General features: G+C 44.6%; 15 protein-coding genes. All 15 read left to right on the forward strand.

Features of this window, described 5'->3' with window-relative positions; translation table 11 throughout:
- Positions 1 to 204 precede the first annotated feature (204 nt).
- The 15 genes from MHI30_RS00280 (at position 205) to MHI30_RS00350 (ending at position 12,171) form a co-directional block, all read left to right on the forward strand.
- Entirely contained in the window at positions 205 to 1,401 is a 1,197-nt protein-coding gene (locus MHI30_RS00280) for a G5 and 3D domain-containing protein (RefSeq protein ID WP_075752589.1), read from the forward strand.
- Positions 1,402 to 1,567: 166 nt separating this feature from the next.
- Positions 1,568 to 2,128, forward strand: a complete 561-nt coding sequence (gene rnmV, locus MHI30_RS00285) for a ribonuclease M5 (RefSeq protein ID WP_020449802.1) — start codon at positions 1,568 to 1,570, stop codon at positions 2,126 to 2,128.
- Positions 2,121 to 2,999, forward strand: coding sequence for a 16S rRNA (adenine(1518)-N(6)/adenine(1519)-N(6))-dimethyltransferase RsmA (gene rsmA, locus MHI30_RS00290; RefSeq protein ID WP_075752591.1), 879 nt, complete (start codon positions 2,121 to 2,123; stop codon positions 2,997 to 2,999). The genes rnmV and rsmA overlap by 8 nt, the downstream gene beginning before the upstream one ends.
- A gap of 159 nt (positions 3,000 to 3,158) precedes the next feature.
- Complete coding sequence (gene yabG, locus MHI30_RS00295; RefSeq protein WP_075752593.1) at positions 3,159 to 4,040, forward strand: sporulation peptidase YabG; 882 nt, start codon at positions 3,159 to 3,161, stop codon at positions 4,038 to 4,040.
- A 224-nt stretch (positions 4,041 to 4,264) separates the two neighbouring features.
- Positions 4,265 to 4,525, forward strand: a complete 261-nt coding sequence (locus tag MHI30_RS00300; protein WP_003178187.1) for a Veg family protein — start codon at positions 4,265 to 4,267, stop codon at positions 4,523 to 4,525.
- 156 nt (positions 4,526 to 4,681) lie between these two features.
- Entirely contained in the window at positions 4,682 to 4,867 is a 186-nt protein-coding gene (locus MHI30_RS00305) for a small, acid-soluble spore protein, alpha/beta type (RefSeq protein WP_003178189.1), read from the forward strand.
- A gap of 358 nt (positions 4,868 to 5,225) precedes the next feature.
- A complete protein-coding gene (gene ispE / locus MHI30_RS00310; RefSeq protein ID WP_025809574.1) occupies positions 5,226 to 6,095 on the forward strand; it encodes a 4-(cytidine 5'-diphospho)-2-C-methyl-D-erythritol kinase in 870 nt (289 codons plus the stop codon).
- A 56-nt stretch (positions 6,096 to 6,151) separates the two neighbouring features.
- Positions 6,152 to 6,985 carry a pur operon repressor gene (gene purR / locus MHI30_RS00315; RefSeq protein ID WP_020449806.1) on the forward strand — a complete coding sequence of 278 codons (834 nt, stop codon included), beginning with the start codon at positions 6,152 to 6,154 and terminating at the stop codon, positions 6,983 to 6,985.
- A gap of 17 nt (positions 6,986 to 7,002) precedes the next feature.
- A complete protein-coding gene (gene ridA, locus MHI30_RS00320) occupies positions 7,003 to 7,380 on the forward strand; it encodes a 2-iminobutanoate/2-iminopropanoate deaminase (protein ID WP_075752595.1) in 378 nt (125 codons plus the stop codon).
- A 179-nt stretch (positions 7,381 to 7,559) separates the two neighbouring features.
- A complete protein-coding gene (gene spoVG / locus MHI30_RS00325; protein WP_003178198.1) occupies positions 7,560 to 7,853 on the forward strand; it encodes a septation regulator SpoVG in 294 nt (97 codons plus the stop codon).
- A 299-nt stretch (positions 7,854 to 8,152) separates the two neighbouring features.
- Complete coding sequence (gene glmU / locus MHI30_RS00330; protein ID WP_075752597.1) at positions 8,153 to 9,523, forward strand: bifunctional UDP-N-acetylglucosamine diphosphorylase/glucosamine-1-phosphate N-acetyltransferase GlmU; 1,371 nt, start codon at positions 8,153 to 8,155, stop codon at positions 9,521 to 9,523.
- Between the two features lie 20 nt (positions 9,524 to 9,543).
- A complete protein-coding gene (locus MHI30_RS00335; protein WP_043926224.1) occupies positions 9,544 to 10,494 on the forward strand; it encodes a ribose-phosphate diphosphokinase in 951 nt (316 codons plus the stop codon).
- Between the two features lie 80 nt (positions 10,495 to 10,574).
- Entirely contained in the window at positions 10,575 to 11,201 is a 627-nt protein-coding gene (locus MHI30_RS00340; RefSeq protein WP_020449810.1) for a 50S ribosomal protein L25/general stress protein Ctc, read from the forward strand.
- Positions 11,202 to 11,317: 116 nt separating this feature from the next.
- Complete coding sequence (pth, locus tag MHI30_RS00345) at positions 11,318 to 11,884, forward strand: aminoacyl-tRNA hydrolase (protein ID WP_025809572.1); 567 nt, start codon at positions 11,318 to 11,320, stop codon at positions 11,882 to 11,884.
- A 56-nt stretch (positions 11,885 to 11,940) separates the two neighbouring features.
- On the forward strand, positions 11,941 to 12,171 hold the full coding sequence (locus MHI30_RS00350; protein WP_003178210.1) for an anti-sigma-F factor Fin family protein: 231 nt from the start codon (positions 11,941 to 11,943) through the stop codon (positions 12,169 to 12,171).
- Positions 12,172 to 12,207: the final 36 nt, after the last annotated feature.

Here is a 12,207-nt window from a genome sequence, read left to right on the forward strand (position 1 = left end):
GGGGACGGTTCTAAAAAGTTCTACATGTCTGTTTGCACTCATAGGATATCTTTGTCGACAAGTCTTTCTTTCTTTTATGAGGTGGTTTTCCCATAATAAAAGAGATGGCGGGCTTGCGGAGAAATAGAGAGGAGGGTTGACAGGCTTGTAGATACTCTATATAATCTCCCCGAGGAGAAGGAGGCGTTTTTCATCATACAAAAAATGAAAAAGCTGTTTTCCGTAAAGCTTAGCAAAAGCAGATGGATACTGATTGCTGCTGGACTGCTTGTCGCAGGAAGCGGAACTGCTTACGGAGCACATGAGCTCGCTAAACAGCAAGTCACCATTTCGATAAACGGGAAAAAGCAGGATGTTCGCACGAATGCTGAAACCGTAGGTGAACTGCTGAAAAGCTTAGACATCGAGACGAGGAAAGAAGATCACATCTCTCCCGCTGAAGATACAAAATTAACGGCGAACATGAATGTTGAGTATGTTGCCGCAAAACCTGTTCATTTCGCGGTCGACGGACAGGAAAAAGAAATCTGGACAACAGCGGGTACTGTCGGCAAACTGCTGAAAGATTTAAATCTAGAGTTGGCGGAACACGATCAAATTGAACCCTCAGTTGATAAAGAAATAACGAAAGATATGAAGCTGACTTTGCAAAGGGCTTTTAAAGTAACCGTAAAGGATGCCGGTAAAGATAAAGATATATGGACGACTTCGACTACGGTCGCTGACTTTTTAAAACATCATAAGATCAGCATAAAAGGCGATGATGAAGTTAAGCCTGCGCTTGATAAAAAGCTGACAAAAGATCAGGCGATTCACATTACTCGTATCAAAAAAGTCACCGATGTAGTGGAAGAGAACATCCCTTTTGAAGTCCGGAAAAAAGAGGACGATTCACTTGAAAAGGGGAAAGAAAAAGTTGTACAGGACGGTAAACATGGCAAGCTTAAAAAGCACTATGCCGTTGTTATGAAAAACGGCAAGGAAGTTTCCAGAGAACTGGTTAAAGAGGAAACAGCAGCTGAAAGCAAAGCCAAAATCATCGCTGTCGGTACAAAGCAAGCCGCAGTGGCTACAGTCAGCGCGAATGTATCGCGCGGAAATCAATCCTCAGGAAAAGAATTTTATGTATCCTCTACAGCTTATACGGCAAGCTGCAACGGATGCTCTGGCCACACTGCGACCGGCGTTAACTTAAAAAATAATCCGGGCGCTAAAGTGATCGCTGTCGATCCGAGCGTCATTCCGCTGGGTTCTAAAGTACATGTAGAAGGATATGGCTACGCGGTTGCAGCCGATACAGGCTCAGCCATCAAAGGCCGTAAAATCGATGTATTCTTTCCGAGTAAGTCTACAGCTTACCGCTGGGGTAACAAAAGAGTTAAAATCAAGGTGTTGAACTAAATATCATTTATTACGCTCTTATATAAGCAGAGGGATTTTGCGCCCTCTGTTTTTTTGGTTATAATAGATCCATCTTGTTTTCTAATAAATTAGACGGTTTTATTACAAAAAGGTTTCAATAATTTTAAAAATGTAATAAAAGGTTTTTCACCATACGGAGGAAGAAATGAAGATTAAAGAAATCATTGTTGTCGAAGGCCGTGATGACACAGCAAAAATCAAATCGGCTGTTGATGCTGATACGATTGAAACGAACGGATCTGCCATAGGGGAAGACGTCATTAAACGGATTCGGCTTGCCCAGGAAACGCGCGGGGTCATTATTTTAACCGATCCTGATTTCCCGGGGGAAAAAATCAGAAAAACGATTGCAGAAAAAGTCCCCGGCTGCAAGCATGCATTTTTACCCAAGCATTTGGCAAAGCCTAAAAATAAGCGCGGAATCGGTGTTGAACATGCTTCGCTTGAGGCAATCCGCGAATGCTTAAAAACCGTTCAGGAGGAAATGGAGGCGACGGAACCTGAGATTGAGGCTCGGGATTTAATCGAAGCCGGCCTGATCGGAGGCCCTCTGGCAAAACAAAGGCGGGAGCGGCTCGGCGAGATATTGAATATCGGCTATACAAATGGGAAACAGCTTCAAAAGCGGCTGCAAATGTTTCAGATCAAAAAGAGTGATTATTTAAGCGCACTGGATGTTGTGCTGCGGGAGGAAGAGCATGAATAAAGATATCGCCACCCCAATTAGAACGAAGGAAATTCTCAATAAATACGGATTTTCATTCAAAAAAAGCCTGGGGCAGAACTTCTTGATTGACACGAACATATTGGATAGAATTGTCGACCATGCGGGGGTGACGGAGCGTACCGGCGTGATTGAAATCGGTCCGGGGATCGGGGCATTGACCGAGCAGCTGGCAAAGCGTGCGAAGAAAGTGACGGCCTTCGAAATCGACCAAAGGCTCCTGCCGATTTTAAAAGATACGCTTTCTCCGTATGATAATGTGACTGTCATTCACCAGGATGTCCTGAAAGCCGATGTCCGGGCGGTAATGGACGAGCAGTTTCAAGACTGCGATGAGGTGATGGTTGTCGCCAACCTCCCGTATTACGTCACGACTCCCATCATCATGAAGCTTTTAGAAGAAAATCTGCCGCTGAAAGGGATCGTCGTCATGCTTCAAAAAGAGGTGGCGGACCGAATGGCTGCGAAACCTTCTACAAAAGAATACGGGTCCCTTTCCATCGCGGTTCAGTTTTATACGGAAGCCAAAACGGTCATGAATGTGCCAAAGACTGTATTTGTCCCTCAGCCTAACGTGGATTCCGCGGTCATCAGGCTGACGCTGAGGGGAGAACCGGCTGTCGCGGTTCAAGATGAAGCCTTTTTCTTTCAAGTCGTAAAATCAAGCTTTGCACAGCGCCGAAAAACGCTTTTCAACAACCTCGTTAACAACCTGCCGAATGGCAAAGAGAAGAAATCAGAAATTGAAAGAGTGCTTCAGGATTCACAAATCGACGGAAAACGACGCGGAGAATCGCTGAGCATTGAAGAGTTCGCCGTCATATCTGACCGCTTGAGAGCAGTCCTTCTTTAATGGAGGGCTTTTTTTATTTGAAGCCGGGCTTTAAGCCTGATCAGGCTTGTCATCCGTTCACCACTTGAAGGGCGGGCACATAGGCTAAAGAAGCACCTTTACTTTTCATTGCTTTATATTCATCAGGATGGGGCTTAGTCTATGTGTGGAGTGAAAAGCATGCAATTTAAAATAGGCGATATGGTCGTCAGAAAATCTTATCGAAGAGATATCTTATTTCGAATTATACGAATTGATCAATCGGCAAATGGAGAACCTGTGGCCGTTTTGCACGGAGATGAGGTCAGATTAATCGCTGACGCATATTTAACGGACCTGGAGATGGTCCGCGAGGCTGAGCGGCAGATGAGAAAGCGGGAAGAAGAATCGAGAATGAAGGAATCCCTCGATCTTCTCCGCCAGGATTACAAACTCCTTCACAATAAACATGAGTACCGCGCCACAAACCAATATAACAATCAACAGCAGTACTTTCATATGCCCGGAAGAGTCCTTCATTTAGACGGGGATTCGGCTTATTTAAAAAAATGTCTGGCGCTCTATGAAAAGATCGGGGTTCCTGTATACGGCATTCATTGTTATGAAAAAAAAATGTCATCGGTCATCGAGGAACTGATCGATGAGTACCGCCCGGATCTTCTCGTCATCACCGGACACGATGCCTATTCTAAGCAGAAGGGTGATATTAACAATCTGGATGCCTACAGGCATTCAAAAGATTTTATCGAAACCGTTCAAAAAGCGAGAAAAAAAATTCCCCATCTTGATCAGCTTGTCATTTTTGCCGGCGCATGCCAGTCCCATTTTGAATCACTGATCAAAGCCGGTGCAAATTTTGCAAGCTCTCCGTCAAGAGTCAACATCCATGCGCTTGATCCGGTCTATATAGTCGCAAAAATCAGCTTCACTCCGTTTATGGACCGCATTAACGTCTGGGAAGTGCTCAGAAACACCATGACGAGGGAAAAGGGACTCGGAGGCATTGAGACGCGAGGCGTATTGCGAATCGGAATGCCATATAAAACAAAAGAAAACGATTAAACGAGCCCGCCGGATGGCGGGTTTTTGCCATGCAGCCGAATGTTTTTACCTTTTTTTAAAAAAACATACATAATGAAACGAAAAATGAGGAAAATAAGGGAAAGTTGGCGTATAATTTGTCACAAATATTTTATTGACAGAGGCTTATGAACGTTGATATAATTTAAATTTTATTTGACAAAAATGGGCTTCTGGTGTATACTGAATATAGTGAGGTGGATGCAATGGCGAAAACGTTGTCCGATATTAAAAGATCGCTTGATGGACATTTGGGAAAAAGGCTGACGTTAAAAGCAAACGGTGGCCGCCGAAAAACGATTGAGCGTTCGGGCATTTTAGCTGAGACGTACCCTTCTGTTTTTGTGATACAACTAGACCAAGACGAGAATTCGTTTGAAAGAGTTTCATACAGTTATGCGGATATTCTTACTGAGACGGTTGAATTGAGATTTTCTGATGATAAAACCAGCTCAGTAGCCCTTTAATAAGCAGTGGACTTTATGTTTGCTGCTTTTTGTTTTGCCTTTTTTTATCCAGAATTTTTCGGGGAAGTTCTGCACAAATCGAGCAAAGCTAATACATGTCACTTGTTTTATGATGAGTCAGACGGATGGTATGATACTTGAAAGGGGCTGTTTCGCATGGGCAGACGTCGAAGCATCATGTCAGAGGAATTCAAAAATGAATTGGCTAAGGATCTTGGATTTTACGACACGGTAAAAACCGAGGGCTGGGGCGGAATTCGGGCCAGAGACGCCGGTAACATGGTGAAGAGGGCCATTGAATTAGCCGAACAGCATATGGCTCAAAACCAGCAAAATCATTAAAACAGTGACATACGGAGGGCGCTTCTGTCCTCCGTTTTTTTCATTGATCTGTTTTCAGCCGACCAGGTGCTGCAAGCGCCTTGAGGATTCACGGCAGGGGGCAATCGCGATCTGCAGGAATGACCGTATGCTAAGGTCGCGGCGTCCTGCGCGGGCGCATGCATTTGTACTCGCGAGAAATGACCGCATGCTAAAGACGCGGCGTCCTGCGCGGGCGTATGCATTTGTACTTGTATGGAAAATGACCGCATGCTAAGGTCGCGAAGTCCTGCCGCAACGCATGCATTTGTACGTCCTGTACTTCAAAATATGTTACAATGTGGATACTTATGTTTAGATGGAGAAGTAGGTGAATGGATTGCGTATTTTAGAGAAGGCGCCGGCTAAAATTAATTTGTCGCTCGACGTTCGCCGCAAACGTCCAGATGGGTATCATGAAGTAGAGATGGTCATGACGACAATTGATTTGGCGGATCGGATTGAATTAACCGAGCTGGCAGAAGATAAAGTAACGGTTTCTTCGCATAACCGCTTTGTTCCCGACGATCAGCGAAACCTTGCTTATCAGGCTGCAATGCTCATGAAAGAACGATACGGCATTAAAAAAGGTGTTTCTATATTTATTACGAAAGTGATTCCCGTTGCTGCGGGGCTTGCGGGGGGAAGCAGCGATGCGGCTGCCGTCTTCAGAGGGCTGAACCGGCTGTGGGATTTGAAGCTTTCGATGAATGAACTGGCTGAGCTTGGCGCTGAGATCGGATCTGATGTCTCCTTTTGCGTACATGGAGGAACGGCTCTTGCAACGGGAAGGGGAGAGAAAATCCGTCATATCGAGACTCCGCCGCACTGCTGGGTTGTGCTGGCAAAGCCGACGATCGGCGTATCAACTGCAGAAGTGTACAAGCAGCTGAAAGTCGACGAGATTGAACATCCGGATGTTCAAGGTATGATTTCTGCGATCGAAGAGAAGAATTTTCAAAAAATGTGCGACAAACTCGGCAATGTTCTTGAATCTGTTACATTGAATATGCATCCCGAAGTCGCGATGATCAAAAATCAAATGAAGCGGTTCGGCGCCGATGCTGTGCTGATGAGCGGGAGCGGCCCCACTGTGTTCGGACTGGTTCAATACGAATCAAAAGTACAAAGAATCTATAACGGATTAAGAGGGTTTTGCGATCAGGTTTATGCGGTGCGGATGATCGGAGAACAAAATGAACTTGATTAAATCCGTATGTTAAGTTATATTATTTTTAAAAATATTCGGATTTTGGAGGTAAGTGCATGAAGTTTCGTCGAAGCGGCAGATTGGTGGATCTGACAAATTATTTGTTGACCCATCCGCATGTCTTAGTGCCATTAACCTTCTTTTCAGAACGGTATCAATCTGCTAAATCATCCATTAGTGAAGATTTAACCATTATTAAGCAGACCTTCGAGCAGCAGGGAATCGGGACGCTTCAGACCGTGCCGGGAGCAGCAGGCGGCGTTAAATACATTCCAAAGGTAAAACGCGATGAAGCGGAGGAATTTGTAAAGTCGCTCGGTGAGTCATTGATCGATTCGGAACGGATATTGCCCGGCGGATATTTGTATTTAACCGATATCCTAGGCAAGCCCTCTGTATTAACGAAGGCCGGCAAGATTTTTGCTTCAGCTTTTTCAGACAGGGAGATCGATGTCGTGATGACGGTGGCGACAAAAGGAATTCCTCTGGCATATGCGGTAGCCAGCTACCTTGATGTGCCGACGGTGGTCGTCAGAAAAGACAATAAGGTAACTGAAGGTTCAACGGTCAGCATTAACTATGTGTCTGGATCTTCCAACCGCATTCAGACGATGTCTCTTGCAAAACGCAACTTGCAGACGGGCTCGCGCGTTTTGATTATAGACGACTTTATGAAAGCGGGAGGAACGATCAACGGTATGATCAATCTTCTCGAGGAATTCAATGCCCATGTAGCGGGCATCGGTGTTCTTGTCGAGGCTCAGGGAGTCAAGGAGCGGCTGGTCGATGAGTATATGTCCCTTTTGACTCTTTCTGAAATTGATATGAAGGAAAAAAAGGTGGAAATACAAAACGGAAACTTTCAGCGTTTTTTTGCAGACAATGAATAGGAAATGGGGAGTTTGAGATGACAAAGGTTGTTCAGACAAAAGAAGCACCGGCGGCGATCGGACCGTATTCACAAGGAATTGTTGTCAATAATATGTTTTACAGTTCAGGGCAAATTCCGCTGACCCCGTCGGGTGAAATGGTGACTGGAGACATCACAGAACAGACGCATCAAGTTTTCCGCAATTTAAAAGCCGTGCTGAAAGAAGCGAACGCCTCTCTGGAGACTGTCGTCAAAGCAACTGTGTTTTTGGCAGACATGAATCAGTTCGCAGAGGTGAATGAAGTTTACGGACAGTACTTCGATACCCACAAACCGGCGAGATCATGCGTTGAGGTGGCAAGGCTGCCGAAAGACGCGCTCGTTGAAATAGAAGTCATCGCATTAGTGAAATAGAAAAAACTCCGAAAAGATGGTTTTGATCTCAAAATCATCTTTTTTGTTTGGAAAATTTGTCAATTCAGTGTTTTTTTATCCCAATATTACAAAAATATTTTTAATTATGCAGGAAAACAAAAAAAACCGTTGAATAGTTACACTAATGTTTTTATATTGGGAAAAGGTGGTGAACTACTGTGGAAGTTACCGACGTAAGATTACGCCGCGTGAATACCGATGGTCGCATGAGAGCGATTGCATCCATCACGCTGGATCACGAATTTGTAGTGCATGATATTCGTGTAATTGATGGAAACAATGGTCTTTTCGTTGCGATGCCAAGTAAGCGTACACCTGATGGAGAATTTCGTGATATCGCTCATCCAATCAACTCAAGCACCCGCGGAAAAATTCAGGACGCGGTGTTAAATGAATATCATCGTTTGGGTGACGTTGAGGAAATAGAATATGAAGAAGCTGGAGCTTCTTAAAAAAGAAGGGCTTATGGATAAGCCCTTTTTGTTTTGAAAAAAAATGATCTTATCATAATAAAATGACAATATATGGTTTGGGGTTGCGTATAACAGTAAGAGAAGGTAAAACATATGACGGTTTGAGAATCCCATCCCGAAGGAATCAATTGTCTCCCTGATCAGTGAATCCTAAATATACTCTGAATATCCAGAATATGCTGTCTCGATTTTATGATTTCTCATTTTGGCTTGCTTGAAATCAACTCATATTTAGGATATATTTTTCTATGGATAATAGGGATAATGGAGGCCAATACATGGATAAGCGGTTTGCAGTTGTGTTAGCAGCTGGTCAAGGAACAAGAATGAAATCAAAGCTCTATAAAGTTCTTCATCCGGTTTGCGGAAAACCTATGGTCGAGCATGTTGTCGATGAAGCTCACAAGCTATCATTAGAAAAACTTGTCACAATAGTTGGACATGGAGCGGAAGATGTAAAAAAACAGCTCGGGGAAAAAAGCGAATATGCCCTGCAGGCTGAACAGCTCGGAACAGCCCATGCCGTTAAGCAGGCCAAGTCGATTCTTGGAAGCGAAAAAGGAACGACTATCGTCATTTGCGGAGATACCCCGCTTTTAACTGCCGAAACGATGGAAGCCATGCTCACGGAGCATCAAAAAAAAGCAGCAAAGGTGACGATTTTAACCGCTGTAGCGGAGGATCCGACAGGCTACGGACGCATTATTCGCAATGAAAACGGCGATGTTGCAAAAATTGTCGAACATAAAGATGCAACAGACGAGGAAAGACTTGTCAAAGAAATTAACACAGGAACTTATTGTTTTGACAACGAAGCTCTTTTTCAAACGATCGAGCAGGTTTCCAATGACAACGTACAAGGGGAGTATTATCTTCCGGATGTCATTGAGATCTTGAAAAATCAAGGTGAAACTGTAGCCGCTTATCAGACTGGCAACTTCCAGGAAACGCTCGGAGTCAATGACAGAGTCGCCCTTTCACAAGCGGAAATCTATATGAAGCAGCGGATCAATAAACGCCACATGCGAAACGGCGTAAGCTTGATCGACCCCGACAACACATATATTTCACCGGAAGCCGTCATCGGCAGGGATACCGTGATTTATCCCGGCACCGTTATTAAAGGGCGGGTTGTCATCGGTGAGGACACGGTCATCGGACAGAACAGCGAACTGGAAAACAGTACGATCGGCAGCAGAACGGTTATTAAGCAGTCCGTTGTCGTGAACAGTGAAGTCGGTGACGATGTTACGATTGGGCCGTTTGCTCATATCAGACCCGATTCAAAGATCGGCAATGAGGTAAGGATCGGGAATTTCGTCGAAGTGAAAAAATCGGAATTTGGTGATCGCAGCAAAGCATCTCATTTAAGCTACATAGGGGACGCGGAAATCGGAACGGATGTCAATCTTGGCTGCGGGTCGATTACCGTAAATTATGATGGGAAACATAAGTTCAAAACGAAGATTGAAAATGGGGCATTTATCGGCTGCAACTCCAATTTGGTCGCTCCGGTGACAATCGGCGAAGGCGCATACGTAGCTGCGGGTTCAACGATTACCGACGATGTACCAGGCAGGGCTTTGTCTATTGCCAGAGCAAGACAAGTCAACAAAGAAGACTACGCTGAGAACATACTCAAAAAATAATCCTAAATCGGAGGTTTACCATGTCTAAATATGAAGACGACAATTTGAAGATTTTTTCTTTAAACTCAAATCCGGGTCTTGCGAAGGAAATCGCAGATGCCGTCGGAGTTGAGCTGGGAAAGAGTTCTGTTAAACGCTTTAGCGACGGTGAGGTCCAAATTAATATTGAAGAAAGCATCCGCGGCTGCGACTGCTACGTCATCCAATCGACAAGCGCACCGGTGAACGAGCATATTATGGAGCTTTTAATTATGGTGGATGCGCTAAAACGCGCGTCGGCGAAAACGATTAATATCGTGATGCCTTACTACGGCTATGCCCGTCAGGACCGTAAAGCCCGTTCCCGTGAGCCGATCACAGCTAAACTGGTGGCAAACCTGCTTGAAACCGCCGGAGCTACCCGTGTGATTGCACTTGATCTTCACGCGCCGCAAATCCAAGGTTTCTTTGATATACCGATCGATCATTTAATGGGTGTTCCGATTTTAGGTAATTATTTTGAAGAGAAAAATTTCAAGGATGTCGTGATCGTGTCCCCTGACCACGGCGGTGTGACGCGTGCCCGGAAATTGGCGGACCGCTTGAAAGCGCCGATTGCGATTATAGATAAACGACGACCTAAGCCGAATGTAGCCGAGGTTATGAATATCATCGGACATATTGAAGGGAAAACAGCCATTTTAATTGATGATATTATTGACACTGCAGGAACGATTACGCTTGCGGCCAATGCGCTCGTCGAAAGCGGCGCAGAGGAAGTGTATGCATGCTGTACACACCCGGTTCTTTCCGGTCCGGCAATCGAAAGAATCGACAATTCGAAAATTAAAGAGCTCGTTGTGACCAACAGCATTGAGCTTCCTGAAGAAAAGAAAATCGCGAAGTTCAAGCAGCTTTCTGTTGCACCGCTTCTGGCAGAAGCGATTATTCGTGTGCATGAAAAACAATCTGTCAGCTTCCTGTTCGATTAATTTGCTGATTCTGGTTTAAAGTTTTGTCGTTATGGGTATGGTTTTAGAAAGACCAATCTAACGATAGGATGGTGCTGAACATGGCAATTTTAAAAGCGGAAGAAAGAACGGATTCCAGACGGTCTTCTTTAAGGAAGATCCGGCAATCCGGGTATGTGCCGGGTGTCATTTACGGAAGAAACCTGGAAAACAAATCCGTTGCGTTAGACAGTATCGAGCTTTTAAAAATCTTGCGCGCTGAGGGCAAAAATACGATTATCAACTTGGATATAAACGGAGACCAGCACTCTGTTATGGTGACTGAGCTGCAGACGGATCCATTAAAAGATTCAATCGTACATGCCGATTTTAAAGTGGTTGATATGGAAGCGGAAATGGAGGCGACGGTTCCTGTAAACCTTACGGGTGAAGCAGAGGGCATTAAACAGGGCGGTGTTCTTCAGCAGCCGCTTTACGAGCTGTCTGTCACCGCGAAGCCGAAGAACATTCCGCAAACGATCGAGGTCGATATTTCCAGTCTCGAAGTCAACGATGTTCTAACCGTCGGCGATATTCCGTCTAAAGGCGATTATTCATACAACCATGAGCCTGATGAAGTTGTTGCATCCATTCTTCCTCCTCAAAAGCAGGAAGAAACGGAAGCCGAATCAGCCGCTCAAGACGTTGAGGAACCAGAAAAAGGAACTGAAGAGGAAAAAGAAGAATAAATACGCAAGACGTAATCCTCCCGCGGTTACGTCTTTTGTGCTAGAATGAGGGGAAATTAGGATGCTCCCCCTCAGTATGCTGAGGCAGGGTTTTGCTTAAGGGAGGATATAGAATAATGCTTGTGTTTGCAGGATTGGGCAATCCGGGTAAAACATATGAAAATACGAGACACAATGTAGGTTTTATGACGATCGACGAGCTCTCAAAAGAGTGGAACATTCCACTTGATAAAACAAAGTTCAACGGTCAATACGGAATCGGATTTGTTTCCGGCAAAAAGGTTCTACTTGTTAAGCCGCTTACATATATGAATTTATCGGGAGAATGTTTGAGGCCGCTTTTGGACTATTATGAGATCCCTGTTGACAATTTGAAAGTGATTTACGATGACTTGGATCTTCCGACCGGAAGAATCCGTCTGAGGACGAAAGGAAGCGCAGGAGGCCATAACGGCATCAAATCGATGATTCAGCATCTGGGAACAACTGAGTTTAACCGGATCAGAATCGGAATCGGCCGTCCGGTAAACGGCATGAAAATCGTCGATTATGTGCTTGGCGCTTTTACAGATGAAGAAGAGCCGGCGATACAAGAGGCCGTCAGACAATCGGCCAAGGCCTGTGAAGCTTCTCTGGAAAAACCTTTTTTAGAAGTCATGAATGAATTTAACGCCAAGGTATAAGGCAAACGGGAACGGAACATACTAGTTTTAAAAAGACTCGGTATGGAGGTTCCTTTATGGCTTTACATTATTATTGCCGGCATTGCGGTGTTAAAGTCGGAAGTCTTGATCATTCTTATGTAAACAGTGAACAGTTGGGCTTTAACCACTTAACAAACGATGAAAGAAACGATATGATCTCTTATATGGATAATGGGGATTTACACGTGAAGACGATATGTGAAGATTGTCAAGAAGCGCTTGAGCGAAACCCGGATTATCACCAATATCATTCGTTTATTCAATAAATAGCTTTGGTGTAGAGACTAGACCAAAGCATTTTT

Origin of the sequence: Bacillus sp. FSL L8-0528 (genome assembly GCF_038593085.1) — a bacterium.
Lineage (GTDB): Bacteria > Bacillota > Bacilli > Bacillales > Bacillaceae > Bacillus > Bacillus paralicheniformis.

Bases quoted from the DNA above. Each gene is read 5' to 3' on its own strand.
- MHI30_RS00280 (WP_075752589.1), top strand. From the start codon at position 205: ATGAAAAAGCTGTTTTCCGTAAAGCTTAGCAAAAGCAGATGGATACTG.
- rnmV (WP_020449802.1), top strand. From the start codon at position 1,568: ATGAAGATTAAAGAAATCATTGTTGTCGAAGGCCGTGATGACACAGCA.
- rsmA (WP_075752591.1), top strand. From the start codon at position 2,121: ATGAATAAAGATATCGCCACCCCAATTAGAACGAAGGAAATTCTCAAT.
- yabG (WP_075752593.1), top strand. From the start codon at position 3,159: ATGCAATTTAAAATAGGCGATATGGTCGTCAGAAAATCTTATCGAAGA.
- MHI30_RS00300 (WP_003178187.1), top strand. From the start codon at position 4,265: ATGGCGAAAACGTTGTCCGATATTAAAAGATCGCTTGATGGACATTTG.
- MHI30_RS00305 (WP_003178189.1), top strand. From the start codon at position 4,682: ATGGGCAGACGTCGAAGCATCATGTCAGAGGAATTCAAAAATGAATTG.
- purR (WP_020449806.1), top strand. From the start codon at position 6,152: ATGAAGTTTCGTCGAAGCGGCAGATTGGTGGATCTGACAAATTATTTG.
- ridA (WP_075752595.1), top strand. From the start codon at position 7,003: ATGACAAAGGTTGTTCAGACAAAAGAAGCACCGGCGGCGATCGGACCG.
- glmU (WP_075752597.1), top strand. From the start codon at position 8,153: ATGGATAAGCGGTTTGCAGTTGTGTTAGCAGCTGGTCAAGGAACAAGA.
- MHI30_RS00335 (WP_043926224.1), top strand. From the start codon at position 9,544: ATGTCTAAATATGAAGACGACAATTTGAAGATTTTTTCTTTAAACTCA.
- MHI30_RS00340 (WP_020449810.1), top strand. From the start codon at position 10,575: ATGGCAATTTTAAAAGCGGAAGAAAGAACGGATTCCAGACGGTCTTCT.
- pth (WP_025809572.1), top strand. From the start codon at position 11,318: ATGCTTGTGTTTGCAGGATTGGGCAATCCGGGTAAAACATATGAAAAT.
- MHI30_RS00350 (WP_003178210.1), top strand. From the start codon at position 11,941: ATGGCTTTACATTATTATTGCCGGCATTGCGGTGTTAAAGTCGGAAGT.